The organism is Sulfitobacter sp. HNIBRBA3233 (assembly GCF_040149665.1).
GTDB classification, from domain to species: Bacteria; Pseudomonadota; Alphaproteobacteria; order Rhodobacterales; family Rhodobacteraceae; genus Sulfitobacter; species Sulfitobacter marinivivus.
In genome coordinates this window covers 2,425,630-2,448,400 of the sequence record NZ_JBEFLP010000001.1, presented here as the reverse complement: position 1 = coordinate 2,448,400, position 22,771 = coordinate 2,425,630, and the positions used below count along the sequence as shown (strand labels likewise).

The window sequence follows — 22,771 nt, the reverse complement described above, 5'->3', positions numbered from 1 at the left end:
CTTGTGCCAGTGCCGGAAGCGTTCTAACTCCATCCGCGGGACACCCTTCCCCAACGAAGGGCGCTTATCTGAAAGGGTAGCAGAAATGACTATCGCACAACCGGCCGCGCGGCCGGCAAATCCGCGCTTCTCCTCCGGCCCCTGCGCCAAACCCCCCAAATTTGATCTTGCCCGGCTTGCCGACGCACCTCTGGGACGCAGCCACCGCGCCGCACCCGGCAAGGCAAAGCTGAAGGAAGCGATCGAAAAGACGCGCGCGATCCTCGGCATTCCAGAAGACTACCGCATCGGCATCGTGCCCGGCTCTGACACCGGTGCCTATGAAATGGCGATGTGGAACCTGCTAGGCGAACGCCATGTCGAGATGCTGGCCTGGGAAAGTTTCGGATCCGGCTGGGTCACCGATGCGATCAAGCAGCTGAAGCTGGATGCGACGGTAAAGACCGCGGATTACGGCGAGATTGTCGATCTGGCCTCGGTCAACTTCGACAATGATGTCTGCTTTACTTGGAACGGCACGACATCCGGTGTCCGCGTTCCGGCGGCCTTCGACATTCCCGCAGACCGCAAGGGCCTGACGCTCTGCGATGCGACATCCGCAGCCTTCGCCGTAGACTTGCCGTGGGACCGTTTGGACGTAACCACCTACAGCTGGCAGAAGGTTCTGGGCGGTGAAGCGGCGCACGGTATGCTGATCCTCAGCCCCCGCGCTGTAGAGAGGCTTGAAAGCTACACGCCCGCCTGGCCGTTGCCGAAGGTTTTCCGCCTGACCAAGGGCGGAAAGCTGATCGAGGGCATTTTCGTGGGCGAGACGATCAACACGCCCTCCATGATGTGCGTTGAGGATTACCTGCTGGCGCTCGATTGGGCGCAGGATGTCGGTGGTCTGAACGGCCTGATCGGCCGGGCAGATGCCAATACCGCCGCGATCACCCGCTTCGTTGAAGCGCATGACTGGGTGGATTTCCTCGCGGTCGATCCGGCGACGAGGTCGAACACCTCGGTCTGCCTGAAGTTCACGGACGATCGCATCGCTGACGGTCCGGCCTTCGCCAAGGCTGTCGCAAAGCGGCTTGGCGATGAAGATGTCGCATTGGACATCGGTGCCTATCGGGATGCCCCTCCGGGCCTGCGCATCTGGTGCGGTGCAACAGTCGAAACCTCGGATATCGAAGCGATGCTTCCCTGGCTTGCCTGGGCGTTCGAGACCGAAATCGCCAACCAGACCTGATCAGACGCTCCTCGCTGGCTTGCAGCCGCTCCTCGCGAGGAGCGCGCGCAGCGTAGCGAGGAGCCCCCTCACTGCACTTCCGCAAAAGGATCCATACAATGGCCCCCAAAGTACTCATCTCCGACAAACTCTCCGATGCCGCCGTCCAGATCTTCAAGGACCGCGGTATCGACGTCGATTTCCAGCCGGACCTCGGCAAGGACAAGGACAAGCTGGCCGAAGTCATCGGCAACTACGACGGTCTGGCGATCCGCTCCGCGACCAAGGTAACGGACAAGATTCTCGCCAATGCCCCGAACCTCAAAGTGATCGGCCGCGCCGGGATCGGAACCGACAACATCGACAAGGAAGCGGCTTCCAAACAGGGTGTGATCGTCATGAACACGCCCTTCGGCAACATGATCACCACAGCCGAGCACGCGATTGCGATGATGTTCGCCGTCGCCCGCCAGATCCCCGAAGCCAGCGCATCCACCCACGCCGGCAAATGGGAAAAATCGAAGTTCATGGGCGTCGAGCTCACCGGCAAGACCCTTGGCGTGATCGGCGCTGGCAACATTGGCGGTATCGTCTGCGATCGTGCGCGCGGCCTGAAGATGAAAGTCGTGGCCTACGACCCCTTCCTCGGCGAGGAAAAGGCCCGCAAGATGGGCGTTGAAAAAGTCGAACTGGACGAGCTGCTGAAGCGGGCCGATTTCATCACCCTGCACGTTCCCTTCACCGATCAGACAGCCAATATCCTGAGCCGCGAAAACCTCGGGAAGACCAAGAAAGGCGTGCGCATCATCAACTGTGCCCGTGGCGGTCTGGTGGACGAGGAAGCGCTGGCCGACCTGTTGAAGTCCGGGCATATCGCCGGTGCCGCCTTCGACGTGTTCAAGGAAGAGCCCGCCAAGGAAAACCCGCTGTTCAACCTGCCCAACGTCGTCTGCACCCCCCACCTCGGAGCGGCGACATCCGAAGCACAGGAAAACGTAGCCCTGCAAGTCGCCGAGCAGATGTCCGACTACCTGCTGACCGGCGCTGTCACCAACGCGTTGAACATGCCTTCGGTCACCGCCGAGGAGGCCAAGGTCATGGGCCCGTGGCTGAAGCTTGCGGGGCACCTGGGATCTTTCATCGGCCAGCTCACGGACGAGCCGATCAAGGCGATCAACATCCTCTATGACGGTGTGGTTTCCGACATGAACCTCGCCGCGCTGAACTGCGGCGTTGTCGCAGGCATCATGAAACGTGCGAATCCGGACGTGAACATGGTGTCCGCCCCCGTTGTGGCCAAGGAAAAAGGGATCAAGATCTCTACCACCAATCAGGATAAATCCGGCGCCTTCGAAGGCTATGTCAAAGTCACGGTCGTGACCGAGAAACGCGAACGGTCCATCGCCGGTACCGTCTTCTCCGACGGCAAGCCGCGTTTCATCCAGATCAAGGGCATCAATATCGACGCCGAGGTCGGCGCGCATATGGTCTATACCACCAACGAAGACGTGCCCGGCATCATCGGTGCGCTGGGCAACACCATGGGCGAAAACGGCGTGAACATCGCCAACTTCACCCTTGGACGGTCCGCAGCCCACGGCGAGGCCATCGCGCTTCTGTACGTCGACGAACCCGTACCGGCACCGGTTCTGGACAAGCTCAAGGAAACCGGGCTGTTCCGTCAGGTGAAGGTTCTGGAATTCGACGTCGCTTGACCCTTCGGGGCATATACCGTTCCCTGTCGCGGCCCTTTCTCCGGAAGGGCCGCGTTTTTTCTGCTCAAAGGGCTTTCCATGACCAGACCGATCTACGCAATTGGTGATATTCACGGACAGCTGGATGAACTGTTGCGCGTGCTGTCCCTGATCGAGGCGGACGGAGGGGCCGACGCGGACATCGTGTTCATCGGCGACTACACCGATCGCGGTCCGGACAGCGCCGGTGTGATCAACCACCTGATCGAAGGGCGCGCCGCGGGCAAGCCATGGACCTGTCTGAAGGGCAACCATGACCGGATGTTCGAATGGTTTCTCGAAGCCTATCCAAGACACGACGCGGTGCTCCCCATCGGCCTTTACTGGCTGCATCCGCGTCTGGGGGGCGATACGACGCTCGCCTCCTACGGGATCGACATGAAGCCGCAGGAGCGTCTGATCGCCGTCCACGCCCGCGCCCGCGAGGCGGTGCCCAAGGCGCATGTGGACTTCCTGCGCACGCTGCCTTTCTGCCACCAGACCGACAGCCTGTTCTTTGCCCATGCGGGGATCAGGCCGGGCATAATGCTCGACCATCAGGCCGAGCAGGACCTGCTGTGGATCCGCAAGGAATTCCACCAAGACGACAGTGACCACGGAAAGCTGGTCGTGCACGGGCACACGCCTGTCGATACCGCCACACATTACGGCAACCGGATCAATATCGACGCAGGCGCCGGATACGGCAATCCGCTGGCCGCCGTGGCGATCGAGGGCACGGACTGCTGGCAACTGACCGACAAAGGGCGGGTTCGACTGTCGCCTCAGCCCTGACCGGACCGGTTGCCCGCCATAGTCGCAGGCAGCAGCGCGAAGATTTGATCGGAAAAGCCTTCAAAACCGGGGGCGTGGAAAACGGGAACGCCCGATCCCTCGATCTGACGGATCGCTGCCTTTCCCTCTTCGTCCGGTCCGGGGCCCGGTTCACGCAGAACAACCGCCAGAACACGTCCCGGGTGGCGGGCGATTGCATCACGGTAAACGGACGCATCATGCTGCCCGGTGTCCCCGACCAGCACATAGGCCAGTTCCGGATTGGCCTTCATCAACAGATCGACGGCACTCCCCTTGTGTGATCCGTGGGTCCCGCTGATGAACTTGTCCTCGCTTACCCCGAGATCACGCAGGAACATCGGGGCGCGGACCAGACTTGCCAGATCGAAAATACGCAGAAGAAAATGATGCAGGTTCCACGGGCTGGAGCTGACGAAATAGACCGGATTGCGTCCATCCGCGTGCAGATCGTCCAGAAACGCCACCGCGTCGGGGAAAATACGGCGCGTCATCGCGTTGCCCGTCAGCGACGTCCAGAGATTGCGGAGCAGGGAATACGCGCCAGTTTCCAGCACCGTATCGTCAATGTCGGAGATAACACCGAAATCCGCAGCACGGTCGGGTACCATGACCGGACAAACAGCCGATACCGACTGATCGGGGATCGTGACCGTGTATTCCGACCAGCCCGGTTTTGCCAAGATCGGCAGGTGCAGTGTGAAATACCCCTCTTCGTCGGTGCGGGTGCTGAAGCCTTCCGCCTCGACGGCGACGTCGGCAACCTCGTCGGTCATGAACAGCGACACCATCTGCCGGAAATTGGTCCAACGCGACTGGGTGGGTTTCGGCTTGTTCCGCCGCAGGGCGGTCAGGACGCGCCCGCGCAATACGATATGGCCGGGTTCGGCATAGCCCAGATAGGGCTCGATGATGCGGCGGCTGTCGCGGTTCTGGGCGAACCTGTCGATGACGCGTTCGGCCCGATACGCGACGCGGTGAAGAATATTCCTGATCATTGCGGTGCAACGCATCGCAGCGCAAAACGTTCGCGCCTGCGGGCAAAAGCAGTCACGACAGGATGCCGCAGGCGCGGCCCGCGCGCTCAAAGGCCGCAAGCGCGCGGTCGAGATCGTCGCGGGTCATCGCCGCGCTCATCTGGGTTCGTATCCTAGCCTGGCCCATCGGCACGACCGGATAGAAAAATCCGGTCGCATAGACACCTTCCGCCATCAGAAGCGCCGACATCTGCTGCGCCGCGCGCGCCTCGCCGAGCAGAACAGGAACGATCGGATGCGTCCCCGGCATCACCTCAAAGCCCAGTTTTCCAAGGCCCGCGCGCCAATAGGCGGTATTCTCCCAAAGCTGCGCGCGCAGGTCGTCCCCGGCCTCGACCATATCAAGCGCGGTCAGACCTGCGGCGACGATCCCCGGCGGCAGGGAGTTCGAGAACAGATAGGGCCGCGCGCGCTGTCTGAGGATGTCGATCACCTGCTGCGGTCCTGCGATATAGCCGCCGATGCCGCCGCCCAGCGCCTTGCCCAGCGTTCCGGTCAGGATATCGACCGCCACACCGGCATGGGCCGCAGTCCCACGGCCCTGCGGCCCCATGACGCCGGTGGCGTGACAGTCATCCACCATCACCTGCGCGTCATAGAGCGCGGCAAGGCGTGTAATCTCGGGCAGATCGGCAAGGGTGCCGTCCATGCTGAACACCCCGTCCGTCGCAATCATCACAAACCGCGCACCGTCCGCGCGGGCCTGCGACAGCTGCGCCTCCAGATCCGCCATATCGTTATTGGCGTAGCGATAGCGCCTCGCCTTGCACAGGCGAATGCCGTCGATGATGCTGGCATGGTTCAGGGCATCCGACACGATTGCGTCTTCCGGCCCCAAAAGCGGCTCGAACAGGCCGCCGTTGGCGTCAAAGCAGGCGGCGAAAAGGATCGCGTCCTCCATGCCCAGATACCGCGCCAGCCGCCTTTCCAGCTCAAGATGAATGTCCTGCGTCCCGCAAATGAACCGCACGGATGCCATTCCGAAACCGTGGCTTGCCATGGCATCCTGCGCAGCGGCGATCAGATCGGGATGGTTGGCCAGACCCAGATAGTTGTTCGCACACAGGTTGATGATGTCGCGGTCCCCGATCCGCAATCGCGGCTTCTGCGGCGAGGTGAAGGCGCGTTCGCTTTTCAAGAGACCCTCCGCCTCGATGTGGTCGCGGGTGCGGGACAGATGATCGAGAAAGCTGCTGGACATGGCGCGCCTCTTTGAATGCTGCGGTGACGTGTACCGGTCTATACGAACGCGGCACGGTCTGGAAATCGGGCGCGGGCGCGCGGCGGGCCATGGCCGAATATATGGGCTGACATTCTGCGGGACGCTCGGCATATTCCCTCCGAAATAGACAGGAGAAAGACATGTCAGACGAAATCGTCATTCTGGGCGGCGCCCGGACTGCAATCGGCACCTTCGGCGGAAGCCTTGCCGGGACGCCACCGACGGCGCTGGGTGCGACGGTCGCCAAGGAAGCTTTGAAGCGTGCGGGTGTGGAGGCGGGCCAGATCGGCCATGTCGTGTTCGGCAACGTCATCAACACCGAACCGCGTGACATGTATCTCAGCCGCGTGGCCGCCATCGAGGCGGGTGTGCCCGACGCCGTGCCCGCCATGAACGTGAACCGCCTGTGCGGGTCGGGCGTGCAGGCCATCGTCTCTGCCGCGCAATCCCTGATGCTGGGCGACGCGGATTTCGCGCTCGCCGGCGGGGCCGAGAACATGAGCCGGTCGCCCTTTATCCTGCCTGCCGCGCGGTGGGGCCAGAAAATGGGCGACGTGAAGGCGCTCGATATGATGCTCGGAACGCTGAACTGCCCCTTCGGCACCGGCCACATGGGCGTGACCGCCGAGAACGTATCGGACGAACATGATGTCAGCCGTGAGCAGCAGGATGCCTTCGCCCTTCTGAGCCAGGAACGCGCCGCCGCCGCCATCGCCGATGGCCGCTTTGCCGAACAGATCGTTCCCGTCGAGGTCAAGAAGGGCCGCGAGACTGTTGCCTTCGACACCGACGAGCACCCCAAGGCCACGTCGATGGAAAAGCTCGCAGGTCTGCGCCCTGTCTTTCGCAAGGACGGGTCGGTCACGGCGGGCAACGCATCGGGGATCAACGACGGCGCGGCCGCACTGGTGCTGGCGCGCGCCTCAGCCGCAGAGGCCGCCGGGCTGACGCCACGCGCGCGGGTCATCGGATATGCGCACGCGGGTGTGCGTCCCGAGGTGATGGGCATCGGCCCCATCCCTGCCGTGACGAAGCTGTTGGAGAAAACCGGTCTCAAGGCAGATGATTTCGACGTGATCGAATCGAATGAAGCCTTCGCAGCGCAGGCGCTCGCCGTCAGCAAGGCGCTGGATTTCGACCCCGCGAAGGTTAACCCGAACGGCGGTGCCATCGCCTTGGGGCATCCCGTCGGTGCGACCGGCGCGATCATCACCGTGAAGGCGCTTTACGAACTGGAGCGGATCGGCGGCAAGCGCGCGCTGATCACGATGTGCATCGGCGGCGGTCAGGGCATCGCACTGGCCATCGAGCGCATGTAATGGAGCGGGAGCGGGGGGGCCTGCCCCTCGCACCCACCCCCGGAAAGAAAGATCAGGTCAGCGCCTCGACCAGCATGATCAGCGCTGTCGCGGAGGCCGCACCGCCCACAGCCGACAGCGCGAGCCAGCGCCGGAACGGCCTGCGCGCGGGTTCATGTGTTTCGGCCTGACGGATCAACGCGGCCTCGACCAGCGCGGGCAGACGCGGGCCGAACCGTGACAGGACGCGCGCGGTGCGGGCCAGATCGCTGACCACTGCCTTTGGGCCAATGGATTTGCTGATGTAATCGGTCACAACCGGCGCTGCGACCTGCCAGATGTTCATCTGCGGATTAAGGGACCGTGCGACCCCTTCGACCACGACCATGGTCCGCTGGAGCAGGATAAGCTCGGTCCGGGTTTCCATGCCGAAGCGCTCGGTCACCTCGAAGAGATAGGACAGAAGCCGCGCCATCGAGATGCGGCTGGCGTCCATGCCGAAAATCGGCTCGCCCACCGCGCGCAGGGCGCGGGCAAACTCGTCGATGTCCTTGTCTGCGGGCACGTAGCCTGCCTCGAAATGGACTTCGGCCACCCGTTTGTAATCCTTGCGGATGAAGCCATAGAGGATCTCGGCGTATACGCGGCGGGTGTATTCGTCGATGTGGCCCATGATGCCGAAATCAAGTGCGATGATATCCCCGTTCGGCGCAACCTTGAGGTTACCCTGATGCATGTCGCCGTGAAAATATCCGTCCCGCAGGGCATGCTGCAAAAACAGCGCAAGGATACGTTCGCTCAGTTCGACCCTGTCGTGGCCCGCGGCGTCGATGGCCGCGTTGTCGCCCATGGGCACCCCTTCGGCCCAGGTCAGGGTCATCACGCGGCGGCCCGAATAATCCCATTTGATCTGCGGCAGGTCGAAGCCGCTGTCATCTTTGGTATTATGGGCAAATTCCGATGCGGCGGAGGATTCGAGCCGCAGATCCAGCTCCCCCCGAACCACGCCATCGAAGTGTTCGATCACATCCATGGGCCGCAAGCGGCGCGAGCCCGGCGAGAAAAGCTCGACCATACGTGCGGCCAGATAGAAGGCATCGACATCCTTGCGGAAGGCACGCTCCACCCCGGGGCGCAGCACCTTTACAGCGACGTCCTCGCCGGTGTGCGCGAGCCGCGCGCGGTGCACCTGTGCAATCGACGCCGCGGCCACCGGCTCGGAGAATTCGGAAAAGATCGTGTCGATCGGCGCACCGAGTTCCTTTTCCACCGACGCCTTGGCGGTTTCGATATCGAAGGGCGGCAGTTTGTCCTGAAGGATGCGCAGTTGCAGCGCCATGTCCTCGCCCACCACGTCGGGGCGGGTCGACAAGACCTGACCGAACTTGATGTAGGCAGGCCCCAGCGCTGTCAGCGCGCGGGTCGCGGCGGGCAAGTTCGGATCACCCTTGTAGCCCAGAAACTTGAACGGCAACGCCAGTGTCCGCGCAAGAAACCGCACGGGGGCAGGCGCTTCGAACGCATCGAGCACGACGTTCATCGCACCCGTGCGTTCCAGCGTCGCGCCGGTCCGCACCAGCCGCCAGATGTTGTGCGGTCCGCGCATCTATATCCCCCCGCGGGACAAGCAGAGGGGCCCGGACCACGGGTGTGACAGGCACAGAATTCCGCGCATCAGATTTTCCAACCCGAATGGAGACAGGCAATCCCCATGGACAGGTTGCGGTATTTCGCATTCTCGAAACCGGCCTCGCGCACCATGCCGAGGAATGTTTCCTGATCGGGGAAATTCCGGATCGATTCGACGAGATACTGATAGCTGTCGCGGTCATTCGCGATCAGCTGGCCCATGCGGGGGATCACGTTGAAGCTGTAAAGGTCATAGGCCTTTTGCATCATCGGATTTGGCAGCTGGCTAAACTCCAGCACCATCAGACGCCCACCGGGTCTGAGAACGCGAAACGCCTCGTTCAACGCCTCTTGCGGGCGGGTCACGTTCCGGATGCCGAAAGAGATCGTGTAGACGTCAAAGGTGTTATCCTCGAAAGGCAGGTGCATCGCGTCACCCACAACCCAATCGAGGCTGTGCTGCATCTCCTCGGCTTCGGCGCGCTTGCGGCCTTCGACCAGCATCCCTTCGGTCAGGTCGCAAACGGTCGCGTGGCCCGATCCCGCGCGTTTCAGGAACTTGAAAGAAACATCGCCGGTGCCACCCGCCACATCCAGAAGCTTCTGGCCCGCACGCGGCGCAAGCCAGTCCATCATCGCCTCTTTCCAGATGCGGTGGATGCCCACGCTCATCACGTCGTTCATGATGTCGTATTTGTTCGCCACATCCGTGAACAGGGTACGGACGCGGCCCGCCTTTTCATCCTCGGGGATGGTCTGCGCACCGAAATGCGTGGTCTTGTCGGTCATGGCATTGGTCCTGCGCTTGTCAGACCCCAGATATAGCCTCAGAAAGCCAGATACAAACCGCCATTTGCCGCAGACCCGAAGGAGCCGCGATGCCAGAATTGCCAGAGGTTGAAACCGTGCGCCGCGGCCTTGCTCCTGTCATGGAAGGCCAGACCATCGAACGGGCGGACGTAAACCGGCCCGATCTGCGCTGGCCTTTCCCGATGCATATGGCCGAACGGCTGACCGGACAGCAGGTGGAGCGCCTGCGCAGGCGGTCGAAATACATCCTTGCCGATCTCGGTTCGGGCGAGACGCTGTTGATCCATCTGGGCATGTCGGGGCGCATGCTGGTGTCGGGCGATCCGCTGGGCCGGTTCGTGCACGACCATCCCGCGCCCGAAAAACACGACCACGTCGTTCTGCATATGGGCAATGGCGCGCGGATCACCTTCAATGACCCGCGCCGTTTCGGGGCCATGGACCTGATGGCGACAGACGGCGCCGAGACGCACAAGTTGCTGGCGGACATCGGGCCCGAACCTCTGGGCAACGGATTCGACGAGATGATTCTTCTGGAGGCCTTCCGAGGGCGCAAGGCACCGGTCAAATCCGCCCTGCTGGACCAGAGAATTGTCGCCGGATTGGGCAATATCTATGTCTGCGAAGCGCTTTTCCGTGGCGGTATCCACCCTGCACGCAAAGCCGGACGCATCGGTGCAGAGCTTGTAAAGTCGCTGGTTCCGATCATCCGGACCGTGCTGGAAGAAGCGATCGAAGCGGGCGGATCAAGCCTGCGCGACTTCAAGCAAGCCGATGGAGAGCTTGGGTATTTCCAGCATTCGTTCGATGTCTACGGCCGCGAGGGACAGCCGTGCAAACGCACCGGATGTGACGGCGTTGTCACACGCATAGTGCAATCGGGGCGGTCATCGTTCTACTGTCCGGTGTGTCAAAGATAGCTTGATCCGTCTTCGCGCCGTGATAAGCACATGTTTCTGAGCAACAACGAAAGGCCGTCTGACATGGCTTATGAAACGATCGTTCTGGATGTCGACAATCACGTGGCCACGATCACGCTGAACCGGCCCGATGCGCTGAATGCCCTGAATGATCAATTGATGAGCGAACTGGCCGACTGCCTGAAAGGCTGTCAGGGCAACGACAAGGTTCGCTGCATCATCATCACCGGCTCGGAAAAGGCCTTCGCCGCCGGTGCCGACATCGCGATGATGAAAGACAAGAGCTTTGTCGATGTGTTCAGCGGGGATCTGTTCACACCCGAAACGGACCAGATCATGCGCATCCGCAAACCGATCATCGCAGCCGTCAGCGGCTACGCGCTGGGCGGTGGTTGCGAACTGGCAATGATGTGCGATTTCATCATCGCCTCCGAAAGCGCCAAGTTCGGCCAGCCCGAAATCAATCTGGGCGTGGTGGCCGGCATCGGCGGCACCCAGCGTCTGACCCGCCTTGTCGGTAAATCCAAGGCGATGGACATGAACCTGACAGGCCGCTTCATGGACGCCGAAGAAGCGGAACGTTCGGGGCTGGTGTCCCGCGTTGTACCGGTGAAGAAACTGATGGACGAAGCACAGGGGGCGGCCCAGAAGATCGCGGAGAAATCCATGATCTCCGTCATGGTCGTCAAGGAAGCGGTAAACCGGTCCTACGAAGTGCCCCTGCGCGAAGGTCTTCTGTTCGAACGGCGCATGTTCCATGCCCTGTTCAACACCGAAGACCAGAAAGAAGGCATGGGCGCGTTTCTGGAAAAACGCGAAGCGCAATTCCGCGACAGGTAGACCGCGGCCGATACCGCCGGATCGTTCCGGAAGGTCGCGGATACGCAAGACCACCAAGACGCCGCTTTACATCTCGTCACTCCAGCGGTTATACGCCGCCTCATACATGCGCGTGCAGCCCGCTCAGGCTAGAATCACCTATCGGTTTCATCCGGTCCGGGTTTGGCGTCGCGCCACATATACTCGATACTCACGAAAGGTGATCGCACATGGCAAACTCCCCACAGGCGAAGAAACGCGCCCGTCAGAACGAAAAGCGTTTTGCAGTCAACAAAGCGCGTCGTTCGCGCATCCGTACCTACCTGCGTACCGTCGAAGAGGCGATCGCATCCGGTGACAAGGAAGCCGCAACAAACGCCCTGCGCGCCGCTCAGCCCGAGCTGATGCGTGGCGTCACAAAAGGCGTTTTCCACAAGAACACAGCCGCGCGGAAAATGTCGCGCCTGGCCGCGCGGGTCAAATCCCTCGGCTGATCTGGCTACCGCTCTGATTGCAAAGGCGTCCCGCTTCGGGGCGCCTTTTTTCGTCATGGGGCAGAAAAAATGCGCTCCGAGATTCTTTTCATGGATTATCAGAGTCAACATATAAGATATGTTGAAAGGCGCTCTCGCAACTTGGTACTTAAACGGTGCGACTCGTGTCGCGGGGGGACAGGCCTCAGGACATCGCACCATTTTGCTAGAGGTGGCGCACCGTCCGTGAAGCGCTTTGATTGTTCTGTTGGGGACCGATCAAGGCATGCGAATGCTGCTGCCAGCACGTTTGCTCTGTCACATGATGAGAACGATGACGTTCGACATTATCCAATGCGCCCGTGCGCAGGATGGTCGGCTGAATCATATGCAATGTCCGCAGGGCAGAGCCGATCCCGCCGGGACCGGGCGGCTCCCTTTTGTCTTGTGGTCGGGTCGGGATAGCCGCGGGGGCGGCACATTTGATAGGTGGTAGAGTGACTATGACGCGTGAGGATTGGGGCAATGTTAAGCAAAGACTTCTCAAAACCGTTGGGCAGAACAACTACACGACGTGGATCGACCCGCTGAAGCTGAAACAGTCCGAAGACGGAATCGCGACGATCAGCGTGCCGACAACCTTCTTCGGAAATTACGTCAGCCAGAATTTCTCGGACCTGATCCTGCACGAAATGAAAGCCTACGACAAAACGCTGTCGCGGCTGAATTTCTCTGTCGCCAACCGTGATCGCAGCGTAGCCCCCGGCACCACCCACAAAGCTGCACAGGACACCTCCGGCCAGGCATCCTCCGGTTCCGTCGCCGACACGGCAACCTCCAAGATCCAAAGCCGCCGTCCCGGTGTCGCCCCCTATGCCGCGCCGCTCGAAGCGCGTTTTACCTTTGACACTTTCGTTGTCGGCAAACCGAACGAGCTGGCCCACGCGGCGGCCCGCCGTGTCGCCGAAGGTGGCCCCGTCACGTTCAATCCGCTTTTCCTTTACGGTGGCGTCGGACTGGGCAAGACCCACCTGATGCACGCCATCGCGCAGGAACTGATGGTGCGCCAGCCGGACCTGAATGTTCTCTACCTTTCGGCGGAACAGTTCATGTACCGTTTCGTGCAGGCCCTGCGCGACCGCAAGATGATGGATTTCAAGGAAATCTTCCGATCTGTCGACGTGCTGATGGTGGATGACGTTCAGTTCATCGCCGGCAAGGACAGCACGCAGGAAGAATTCTTCCACACCTTCAATGCGCTGGTCGATCAGGGCAAGCAGATCATCATTTCCGCCGACCGCGCGCCCGACCAGATCAAGGATCTGGAAGAGCGCGTGAAATCGCGGCTCCAGTGCGGCCTTGTCGTGGACCTGCACCCGACAGACTACGAACTGCGCTTGGGAATTCTGCAGAACAAGGTGGAAAACCACCGCCGCACCTATCCGGAACTTGATATGGACGGCGGCATTCTCGAATTCCTCGCCCACCGCATTTCCACGAACGTCCGCGTTCTGGAAGGTGCTCTGACGCGCCTCTTCGCCTTCGCGTCGCTGGTGGGGCGCAAGATCGATATGGAACTGACGCAGGATTGCCTCGCCGATGTGTTGCGGGCCTCGGAACGCAAGATCACGGTCGAGGAAATCCAGAGGAAAGTCAGCGAGCATTACAACATCCGCCTGAGCGACATGATCGGCCCCAAGCGGCTGCGCAGCTACGCCCGCCCGCGTCAGGTCGCGATGTATCTGTGCAAACAGATGACCAGCCGGTCGCTGCCGGAAATCGGGCGTCGCTTCGGCGGGCGCGACCACACCACAGTCATGCACGGCGTCAAACGGATTGAAGAACTGCGCATCTCGGACGGTCAGATCGCCGAGGATCTCGAGCTTTTGCGCCGCGCGCTGGAGGCCTGAGCCACCGCCGACAGGCGCCACGCAGATATTGAAGATCAAACAGTCGGATTTCGCGCTTTGGCGCGGTGCAGCGATGCCACAACGCGGCCCCAAGAGGGCCGCGTTTTTACGTATTGCGGCCTTATGTCTTGTGATTGCATGCGAAGCGGGTAACGTGCCGTTCCCGGACTGTCGCTATGGAGTAGGCACATGAAGATCAGCATCGAACGCGCCGCCTTGCTCAAGGCCGTATCGCAGGCGCAGTCTGTTGTGGAGCGGCGCAACACAATTCCGATCCTCGCGAACGTTCTGATCGAAGCCGAAGGCAGCGATGTGTCGTTCCGCGCGACCGACCTCGATATCGAGGTGGTCGACAGCGCGCCCGCACAGGTCGAACGCGCAGGGGCGACAACCGTATCGGCAACGACCCTGCACGAGATCGTCCGCAAGCTGCCCGATGGATCGCTTGTGTCGCTGACCGCCGACAGCGCGGCAGGCCGTCTGACGGTCGAGGCCGGTCGCTCGAACTTCTCGCTTGCCACCTTGCCGAAAGAGGACTTTCCGGTGATGGCATCGTCGGAATACGCCTCCAACTTCTCGGCCAATGCGGCTGTCTTGCGGCGGCTGTTCGATAAATCCAAATTCGCGATCTCGACAGAAGAGACGCGCTATTACCTGAACGGTGTCTACATGCACATCGCCGATGGCGATGGTGGCAAGATGCTGCGCTGCGTGGCGACAGACGGTCACCGCCTTGCCCGGATCGACGCGGATATGCCCGAAGGGGCTGCCGACATGCCCGGCGTGATCGTACCGCGCAAGACCGTCGGTGAATTGCGCAAGCTGCTGGAGGACGACGACATGCAGATCGCGGTCTCCGTCTCCGAGACGAAGGTCCGCTTTGCCACACCACAGATCACGCTGACATCGAAAGTGATCGACGGTACCTTCCCCGATTACACACGCGTGATCCCGCAGGGAAACACCCGCAAGCTGGAAGTGGACGCAGCCGATTTCGCCCGCGCGGTGGACCGTGTGGCCACTGTTTCATCGGAACGCTCGCGGGCGGTGAAGCTGCAGCTCGACGAGGACCGTCTGATTCTGTCGGTCAACGCGCCCGACAGCGGTGCGGCGGAAGAAGAGCTTGCCGTTGCCTATTCCGATGAACGGCTCGAGATCGGGTTCAACGCCAAATACCTGCTCGAGATCGCCAGCCAGGTCGATCGCGAGAACGCCGTGTTCCTGTTCAATTCCTCGGGCGATCCGACGCTGATGCGCGAAGGCACCGATACATCGGCAGTATACGTCGTCATGCCGATGCGGGTGTGACGGCGATTCCGTCATTTCCACCGCGACTGCCGCGCTCCCTGCCCCATTACGAGACCTGAGCGATGCCGGGTCTCTATCTTTCCGATCTGACGCTCAGTCACTACCGCAGCCACAAACGCGCGGTGATCGCTGTGGATTCGCGCCCGGTCGCAATCCACGGCAACAACGGCGCGGGCAAGACCAATATCCTCGAGGCCCTGTCGCTGCTGTCGCCGGGGCGCGGCCTGCGCCGTGCCAGCGCAGAAGACATGACCAGACGGCCCGAGGCACTGGGCTGGAAGATCACCTGCGTGCTGCACGGCCCCACGGGCCTGCACGAGATCGAGATCGTGTCAGAACGCGGGGCCGCAAGGCAGACCCGCATCGACGGGAAACCCACGCCGCAGACGGCATTGGGCCGGATCGCGCGGGTCCTGTGGCTGATCCCGTCGATGGATCGCCTGTGGATCGAAGGGGCCGAAGGACGCCGCCGCTTTCTTGATCGCATGACCCTGAGCTTTCTGCCCGACCACGCGGAACTGTCGCTGACGTACGAAAAGGCGATGCGCGAACGCAACCGGCTGCTGAAAGACATGGTCCGCGAACCGTCGTGGTACGCCGCGCTGGAGGCCAGCATGGCCGAGGCCGGCGCCGCGATCCATCACAATCGGCTTCAGGCGCTTGCGGCCCTTGCGGCGGCGCAGGACGCGGCGGAAACATCCTTTCCCACGGCCACCCTTTCGCTGGAATGCGACATGCCCGCCGACACCGCCGCGTTGCGCGATGCCTATTCAGCGACACGGTCGCGGGACCTGGCGGCCGGTCGCACCCTGATCGGCCCCCACCGCGCGGATCTGAACGCGATCTACACCGCGAAGGGGATCGCGGCCCGCGATTGCTCCACCGGAGAACAAAAAGCGCTGCTCGTGTCCCTCATCCTTGCCAATGCCCGTGCTTTGGCCGCAGATTTCGGTGCCGCGCCGCTTCTGCTGCTCGACGAAGTCGCGGCGCACCTTGATGCTGGGCGTCGTGCGGCGCTCTACGACGAAATCTCGGCGCTGGGTGCGCAGGCGTGGATGACCGGGACCGAGGACGGGTTATTCGAGGCGATGGGCGGGCGGGCGCAGACCCTTCTGGTGACCGAAAACGAGGGTCTTTCCGCGATCCGTGTTTCGGGATGACAGACGCTGCGCGGTGACACAAAATCTTGTGGTCGTCGCGTGACAATCCTGCTGAAAAACCGTATATTTAGGCGGTAAAACAACAGGATTTCCCGAATGTCCGAAGCAGAGCAGATCCCCGAAGAGTACGGCGCCAATTCCATCAAGGTTCTCAAGGGCTTGGAAGCGGTCCGCAAGCGTCCCGGTATGTATATCGGGGATACGGACGACGGGTCGGGGCTGCACCACATGGTCTACGAGGTCGTGGACAACGGCATCGACGAGGCACTGGCAGGTCACGCCGATCGCGTGACCGTGACAATCCACGACGATTCATCCGTCTCCGTGTCGGATAACGGGCGCGGCATCCCCGTGGGCATTCACGAGGAAGAAGGCGTTTCCGCCGCAGAGGTCATCATGACCCAACTGCACGCGGGCGGGAAATTCGACAGCAACTCCTACAAGGTGTCCGGGGGTCTGCACGGGGTTGGCGTGTCCGTGGTGAACGCACTTTCCGACTGGCTGGAACTGCGCATCTGGCGCGAGGGCAAGGAACACGTGGCCCGGTTCGAGGGCGGTTTCACGACCAAACATCTCGAAGTGCTCGGCGACACCGACCGCACCGGTACCGAAGTCCGGTTTCTGGCGTCTACTTCGACCTTCTCGAACCTCGAATACAGCTTCGAGACGCTCGAGAAACGTCTGCGCGAACTGGCGTTCCTGAACTCCGGCGTTCGGATCGTCCTGCGCGACGAACGGCCCGAAGAGCCATTGGAAACCGAACTGTTCTACGAGGGCGGCGTCAAGGAATTCGTCAAATACCTCGACCGGCACAAGAGCTCGGTCATGACCGACCCGATTTTCATCACCGGCGAAAAAGACGATATCGGTGTCGAGGTCGCGATGTGGTGGAACGACAGCTACCACGAAAATGTCCTGCCCTTCACCAACAACATCCCGCAGCGCGATGGCGGCACCCACATGGCAGGCTTTCGCGGTGCGCTGACGCGGACGATCAACAACTACGCGCAGGCCAGCGGTATCGCCAAGCGCGAGAAGGTCACCTTTACCGGTGACGACGCCCGCGAGGGCCTGACCTGCGTTCTGAGTGTCAAAGTGCCTGATCCAAAGTTCAGCAGCCAGACCAAGGACAAGCTGGTCAGCTCCGAAGTGCGCCCCGCTGTTGAAGGTCTGGTCAACGAAAAGCTGGCCGAGTGGTTCGAGGAAAACCCCAACGAGGCCAAGATCATCGTCGGCAAGATCATCGAGGCCGCACTGGCCCGCGAGGCGGCGCGCAAGGCCCGCGATCTGACGCGCCGGAAGAACCCGATGGATGTGAACTTTCTTGCGGGCAAGCTGAAGGATTGCTCCGAGAAAGACCCGACCAAGACCGAAGTCTTCCTCGTCGAGGGCGACAGCGCGGGCGGTTCCGCACAGACGGGCCGAGACCGCGGCACGCAGGCGATCCTGCCACTCAAGGGCAAGATCCTGAACGTCGAACGCGCGCGTTTCGACCGGATGCTCGGATCTCAGGAGATCGGCAACCTCGTCATGGCGCTGGGTACCGGCATCGGCCGCGACGAATTCGACATCAGCAAGCTGCGCTACCACAAGATCGTCATCATGACGGATGCGGACGTGGACGGTGCGCACATCCGCACATTGTTGCTGACGTTCTTCTATCGCCAGATGCCCGAACTGATCGAGAACGGGCATCTCTACATCGCGCAGCCGCCGCTTTATAAAGTTTCGCGCGGTAAATCCGAAGTCTATCTGAAAGATCAGGCAGCGATGGAGGAGTACCTGATCCAGCAGGGTATCGACGGCGCCATGCTGCGGCAGGGCAACGGCGAGGAAATCAGCGGACAGGATCTGGCCCGCGTGGTCGAGATGGCGCGCCAGTTGCGCCGCGTTCTCGAAGCCTTCCCGACCCATTATCCGCGCCACATTCTGGAGCAGGCCGCCATCGCAGGCGCCTTTGTGCCCGGTGTCGTGGACCAGAACCTGCAACAGGTTGCGGACCGCGTGGCGGAACGTCTGAACCTGATCGCGCTGGAATACGAGCGCGGCTGGCAGGGCCGCATCACGCAGGATCACGGTATCCGCCTTGCACGCATCCTGCGCGGCGTCGAAGAAGTGCGCACGCTGGACGGCAAGGTGCTGCGCGGTGGCGAGGCCCGCAAATCCGGCACGTTCACCGAACATCTGCAGGAAGTCTACGACCTGCCCGCCACGCTCGTCCGCAAGGACCGCTCGCAATTGATCCACGGTCCGATGGACCTTCTGGATGCGATCCTCGCCGAGGGCGAAAAGGGTCTGACCCTGCAGCGCTACAAGGGACTGGGCGAAATGAACCCCGACCAATTGTGGGAAACCACACTGGACCCGGATGCGCGTACCCTGCTGCGGGTAAAGGTCGAAGATATGGCCGAGGCGGACGATCTGTTCACCAAGCTGATGGGCGATGTGGTGGAACCCCGCCGCGAATTCATTCAGCAGAACGCGCTGAACGTCGAGAACCTCGACTTCTAAAAGGCAGAACGCGCGGACGAAGCGCGATCTTTCCACCGCTGGGCTTATCTGATGCGCGCCGATGAGGGGCGCATCACGACCAGCGGCTGATTGGCGGTACCGGTTCGCCGGTTGCCAGCCAGCGAGCCGGACGCGCCAGCTTGGCGGTCAATCAGACGGATCGGTATTAGAGCGCGCGGACGACCAGCATCAGAGCCGGAGGCGCGATTGCCGAATTGGCGGCTTCCAGCGTCACAGGTATGCTCAGGCAGCGAGAAGGCAGGCGGCTTAGTCCACCTGCTCGCGCGGCTCACATTGCCGGCAAGGAATCACCCACCGGGACGTGTCCGGATCAGACTATGAACCGCTGGTTTTCTCGGTTTCTTTCTTGTCCGCCTCGTCAGGGATCTCGGCGTCATCCTCGATGATCTCTGCCTCTTCGATCGTATTTGTCTCTGTCGGGACGGGGCTGACGTCGTTCGCGCCGGACTTGTCATCGAGCGCGCCAACGATCAGCGGAAGCATCTGCGCTCCTGCCGGCATGGCGACATCGGAATGCGGCGGGCGCTTCCATTCCAGCGTATCGAAGCTCGAGCAGTTCTCGCAGATCGGCTTCCACTCGACATGGATATGCTGGCAGTTCTCGCAGATCCACTGCGGGCCACGCGGCACCGACAGCGCCCGTGCAAGCCATCCGCGCACGACCTGATCGGAGGCCCCTTCGCCCCGCTCGATCGCGGCCATCAGGGTCACGGAACGCGCATCCGGGTCCTTCTCGACAAGGTCGCCCAGCGCACGGCGGGCGGCCGGGAAATCCTCGGCGGCGATGTGAAGTTCGGCGGAAAGCATCCTTGTCTCCGGATGATCGGGATTGATCCGCGTCAGGGTCGCAAAGCGCTTGATCCGCTGGTTCGGCGTCTCGTCCGGAGCAATGGCAGCGAAGGCGGCGGCAAGATCGGGATGCGGGCGCGCTTCCCACGCTTTCTTGAGAACGCGCGTGGCGTAGCGGGGCTTCCCCTGCTTGATATAGCTTTTCGCCGCCATCACGGCAGCGGGGATCAGATCAGGCGAAAGACGGTTGGCTTCGATCGCGGTCTCGCGCGCCTCGATGCTGCTATCCTCGTCCACGATGTCCTTGGCTTCGGACAGGGCAAGCACAGCGTCGCGCCGCTTGTGAACATCGCGGGGCATCTGGCCATTGCGCAGCTTCGTGCTCAGCGTCTTGCGCGCGCCGGTCCAGTCCTCTTTCTCGGCCTGAAGGCGCAGCAGGACATCGCCGGTTTCCTCGTGCTTGGGCTTGAGGGCGAATGCCTTCTTCGCAAGCTCCAGCGCGGTGTCGGTATCCCCTTCGGCAAGCTTTTGTTTCATGATGCCGCGAACCCCGACGAAACGGGTTTTTTCGTTCTCGACAAGCTTGCGATAGGTTTCTTCCGCCTTCTTGCGGTCGCCGGCCATTTCCGCCGCCTGCGCGATCAGAAGGTTCGTCAGCTCCGGGCGATCGAGATACTTGTCCGCTTTCGCTGCCTTGGCAAGCGCCACGCGGCCCTCGCCGCTGGCCAGCGCCATCAGACCTTCGGACAGGGCGGCATAGCCCTTACGCTCGCGGTTGCGGTCGAAATACCGCGACAGCGCCGTTTCATCGCCGTTGATGAATTTCAGAACCGCCACCAGAAGGCCCACGATCTTGAGCAGCAGCCAGAGTGCGACCAGCAAGGCGATGACCATCAGAACGGTCTGGAGCGGACCCAGATTCAGCTCAAGCCCCATAGCGCGGATCTGCATCCCGCCCTGTGATTCCAGCAAGAAGCCGGCACCCCATGCAAGGGCACCCACGATACCGACAAACAGAATGATTTTGATCAGGGACCAGAGCATATTCTTCTTTCCTTAGTCTGCCGTCAGGCGTTGTGCCATCGCGTCGGCGGCCTCGCGGGCATCGACCCGCGCCTGTGCCGCTGCGATCCATTCGCTCATCGCGGACTTGCCCGCGTCTGGCAAAGCATCTAGTTCGGCAAGCGCGGTATCGAGATCGCCTTGCTGAACCGCCGCTTCGGCCCGCGACAGGATTGCATCGGGGTTGTCACCTTCACGCGGTGTGACAGACCGGACACCAAGCTGGCGTTTCAGAAATCCGCCAACGCCCTGGCCTTCCTCGCCCGCTGCGCGGGAGGCAGACAGCGCAGCACGGGCCTGATCGGGATACTCTGTCTGCAATTCCGCAAGAGTTGCAACGCCGTCCAATGCGGCGTCCTGTAGCGCGGGTTCGACGGTCTCTCCCTCCGCGTCGCTCAGCGTTTCAAGGTCTTCGTTGAAAGGCTGGCCCGCGTCGATGGCGGATACGATCTTGGTCAGGGCTGCACGGGCATTCGCCGCGCGCGCAGCTTCGGCGGTTGCAGCTTCGACACTGCGGGCGTTCGCGATCAGATCCTCGATCTCAGACCGCTGCTGCTGGACAGCCCGTTGCAGATCGGAAAGCTCGGTGATGTAGGCTTCGGCCTCTTCGGCGTCCATGCCTTCGGGCGGCGTGACGACCGGACGGTTTTCAAGCTCGGTCAGGCGGGTTTCAAGATCGGCAAGCTGTGTCTCGATCTGTGACAGGTCGACCGTTGGGGCCTCCACCGGCGCAGGTTCGGCCTGTTCAAGCGCTGCGATCCTGTCGTTCTGTGTGTTGATCTCTTCCTGAAGGGCGATGGCCGGATCGTCTCCGGCGGTGCCGGTCAGCAGGTCGTATTCCGCCGCGGCGAAACCGATCACACCCGCAATGATCCCGCCCAGAACCAGCGGAAGGAAAGTGTTGTTGCGCGGCGATGTTTCCGCTGCCACCGGTGCGGGCACAGGGTGCGTCGTATCGGCGAGCGGTGTCGATGTCGCTTCGCCCTTGGTTTCTTCTGTCTTGTCCGCGTCGGGCTTGGCTGCGGGCACCACGCCTTCAATGGGTTTCGCATCGGACGCATCATCGGTGGCAGACGCCTTGGCGGATCCCGATACGACTGCCGCAGTCGTCACTTCGATCTTTTCCACCTTTGCAGGCGCGGCTTCGGTCGTCTTATTCGCGGATTCCACCTCTGCCGCCTTCGGGGCTTCGTCCCCGCCGTCGGGCGTGTTTTCGAGGCTGGTCATGTCCTCCGGTTTCGGCTCGGCCGGTTTCTTCGTCGACGATTTGGCCTTGGAGGGCCCTGTTTTCTTCGCTGAAGCCACCGCACTTACCTTCTTCGATTCTTTCATAACCAACACATTGGTCCTCAGACCTTAGCTGTGCAAGTCAAGCCTCTCAAGCAGAGGTGAGGCTTGTGCAAAGCATTTCAACTGTTTTCAGCATACTCGCACCTGTCGGTGCCTGCGTTACCAACAGTTCTGCAGCCCGAAGGTTTCCCAAATTCTCTGCAACGGCGTCGCTCAGGGCCACAATATGCACATTCGCCAGATTTTCGGGAGCCTGCTGCGCGAATTGTAGCGCCGTCCGAGGTGAAAACAGGGGCACGATGGCGGGACCGCCCAGCGCGGCACGGGCAGCATCGCCAAGCCTGAGCAGGGTTTGCCGGTAGGCCACCGTCCGGCGGATATTCAAGCCGGCGGTGGCCAGATTTTCGGCGATATCGCCGCGCTGGTGTTCGCCGCAGATATGCTGAAGCGGCCTGTCCGGAGGGCTGGCAAGCAGCGTTGCGATCAATTGCTCTGCCGTCTCGCCCGCCTGCACCGCCCGCCAGCCGGCGGCAACCGCCACCCGCGTGGTCGCCTGCCCCACGCACCACGCCGGTCGGCCCGCGCCCTGCGGGGCATGGTAAACGCCCTGAACGGAGGTGAAGACCGCACCTTGGCCTTCGGCAACGGCTGGTGGCGGTCCCACCGGATCGATGCGCATAAGAGGAGCGATCAGCAGTTGCACACCCTTCAGCGCAGCGGGATCAAGCGATTCCGCGAACCGTTCCGCGCTGGCCT

Annotated in this window: 18 protein-coding genes; 11 read left to right on the top strand and 7 right to left on the bottom strand. The window is 61.9% G+C overall.

Annotated elements, in window-relative coordinates; all coding sequences use genetic code 11:
* Positions 1–85 precede the first annotated feature (85 nt).
* The 3 genes from ABMC89_RS11985 (at position 86) to ABMC89_RS11975 (ending at position 3,738) form a co-directional block, all read left to right on the top strand.
* Positions 86–1,231, top strand: a complete 1,146-nt coding sequence (locus ABMC89_RS11985) for a phosphoserine transaminase (protein WP_349568159.1) — start codon at positions 86–88, stop codon at positions 1,229–1,231.
* 98 nt (positions 1,232–1,329) lie between these two features.
* The gene (gene serA / locus ABMC89_RS11980; protein WP_349568158.1) at positions 1,330–2,925 is read left to right on the top strand and encodes a phosphoglycerate dehydrogenase; all 1,596 of its coding nucleotides are present in this window, start codon (positions 1,330–1,332) and stop codon (positions 2,923–2,925) included.
* Between the two features lie 78 nt (positions 2,926–3,003).
* Entirely contained in the window at positions 3,004–3,738 is a 735-nt protein-coding gene (locus ABMC89_RS11975; RefSeq protein WP_349568157.1) for a metallophosphoesterase family protein, read from the top strand.
* Here ABMC89_RS11975 and ABMC89_RS11970 read toward each other — a convergent pair.
* Together ABMC89_RS11970 and ABMC89_RS11965 are read right to left on the bottom strand one after the other, a co-directional pair.
* Positions 3,729–4,754, bottom strand: a complete 1,026-nt coding sequence (locus ABMC89_RS11970) for an App1 family protein phosphatidate phosphatase (protein ID WP_349568156.1) — start codon at positions 4,752–4,754, stop codon at positions 3,729–3,731. The genes ABMC89_RS11975 and ABMC89_RS11970 overlap by 10 nt on opposite strands.
* Positions 4,755–4,806: 52 nt before the next feature.
* Positions 4,807–5,994, bottom strand: a complete 1,188-nt coding sequence (locus tag ABMC89_RS11965) for a glycine C-acetyltransferase (protein ID WP_349568155.1) — start codon at positions 5,992–5,994, stop codon at positions 4,807–4,809.
* A gap of 161 nt (positions 5,995–6,155) precedes the next feature.
* On the opposite strand from ABMC89_RS11965, the gene ABMC89_RS11960 reads away from it, so the two are divergent.
* On the top strand, positions 6,156–7,334 hold the full coding sequence (locus tag ABMC89_RS11960; RefSeq protein ID WP_349568154.1) for an acetyl-CoA C-acyltransferase family protein: 1,179 nt from the start codon (positions 6,156–6,158) through the stop codon (positions 7,332–7,334).
* A 52-nt stretch (positions 7,335–7,386) separates the two neighbouring features.
* On the opposite strand, the gene ubiB is transcribed toward ABMC89_RS11960, so the two are convergent.
* Both ubiB and ubiE read right to left on the bottom strand, forming a co-directional pair.
* The gene (gene ubiB, locus ABMC89_RS11955) at positions 7,387–8,919 is read right to left on the bottom strand and encodes a 2-polyprenylphenol 6-hydroxylase (protein WP_349568153.1); all 1,533 of its coding nucleotides are present in this window, start codon (positions 8,917–8,919) and stop codon (positions 7,387–7,389) included.
* Between the two features lie 68 nt (positions 8,920–8,987).
* Positions 8,988–9,731: a bifunctional demethylmenaquinone methyltransferase/2-methoxy-6-polyprenyl-1,4-benzoquinol methylase UbiE gene (gene ubiE / locus ABMC89_RS11950; protein ID WP_349568152.1), complete on the bottom strand. Its 744-nt coding sequence runs from the start codon at positions 9,729–9,731 to the stop codon at positions 8,988–8,990.
* Between the two features lie 89 nt (positions 9,732–9,820).
* Between ubiE and mutM the strand changes: the two genes are divergently transcribed.
* The 7 genes from mutM (at position 9,821) to gyrB (ending at position 18,853) form a co-directional block, all read left to right on the top strand.
* On the top strand, positions 9,821–10,672 hold the full coding sequence (gene mutM / locus ABMC89_RS11945) for a bifunctional DNA-formamidopyrimidine glycosylase/DNA-(apurinic or apyrimidinic site) lyase (RefSeq protein ID WP_349568151.1): 852 nt from the start codon (positions 9,821–9,823) through the stop codon (positions 10,670–10,672).
* A gap of 63 nt (positions 10,673–10,735) precedes the next feature.
* Complete coding sequence (locus tag ABMC89_RS11940; protein WP_349568150.1) at positions 10,736–11,512, top strand: enoyl-CoA hydratase; 777 nt, start codon at positions 10,736–10,738, stop codon at positions 11,510–11,512.
* 209 nt (positions 11,513–11,721) lie between these two features.
* Positions 11,722–11,985, top strand: a complete 264-nt coding sequence (rpsT, locus tag ABMC89_RS11935; protein WP_349568149.1) for a 30S ribosomal protein S20 — start codon at positions 11,722–11,724, stop codon at positions 11,983–11,985.
* 482 nt (positions 11,986–12,467) lie between these two features.
* The gene (dnaA, locus tag ABMC89_RS11930) at positions 12,468–13,874 is read left to right on the top strand and encodes a chromosomal replication initiator protein DnaA (protein ID WP_349568622.1); all 1,407 of its coding nucleotides are present in this window, start codon (positions 12,468–12,470) and stop codon (positions 13,872–13,874) included.
* 189 nt (positions 13,875–14,063) lie between these two features.
* On the top strand, positions 14,064–15,182 hold the full coding sequence (gene dnaN, locus ABMC89_RS11925) for a DNA polymerase III subunit beta (protein ID WP_349568148.1): 1,119 nt from the start codon (positions 14,064–14,066) through the stop codon (positions 15,180–15,182).
* 62 nt (positions 15,183–15,244) lie between these two features.
* A complete protein-coding gene (recF, locus tag ABMC89_RS11920; protein WP_349568147.1) occupies positions 15,245–16,342 on the top strand; it encodes a DNA replication/repair protein RecF in 1,098 nt (365 codons plus the stop codon).
* A 96-nt stretch (positions 16,343–16,438) separates the two neighbouring features.
* Positions 16,439–18,853, top strand: coding sequence for a DNA topoisomerase (ATP-hydrolyzing) subunit B (gene gyrB / locus ABMC89_RS11915; protein ID WP_349568146.1), 2,415 nt, complete (start codon positions 16,439–16,441; stop codon positions 18,851–18,853).
* 336 nt (positions 18,854–19,189) lie between these two features.
* Here the strand turns inward: gyrB and ABMC89_RS11910 are convergent, their stop codons facing one another.
* The 3 genes from ABMC89_RS11910 to ABMC89_RS11900 are packed head-to-tail and all read right to left on the bottom strand — an operon-like array spanning position 19,190 to position 22,718.
* Positions 19,190–20,707 (bottom strand): heme biosynthesis protein HemY, encoded by a 1,518-nt coding sequence (locus tag ABMC89_RS11910; protein WP_349568145.1) that lies wholly within the window; start codon positions 20,705–20,707, stop codon positions 19,190–19,192.
* Between the two features lie 12 nt (positions 20,708–20,719).
* The gene (locus ABMC89_RS11905) at positions 20,720–22,057 is read right to left on the bottom strand and encodes a hypothetical protein (RefSeq protein ID WP_349568144.1); all 1,338 of its coding nucleotides are present in this window, start codon (positions 22,055–22,057) and stop codon (positions 20,720–20,722) included.
* 46 nt (positions 22,058–22,103) lie between these two features.
* Positions 22,104–22,718 carry a uroporphyrinogen-III synthase gene (locus tag ABMC89_RS11900; RefSeq protein ID WP_349568143.1) on the bottom strand — a complete coding sequence of 205 codons (615 nt, stop codon included), beginning with the start codon at positions 22,716–22,718 and terminating at the stop codon, positions 22,104–22,106.
* Between the last annotated feature and the right edge of the window lie 53 nt (positions 22,719–22,771).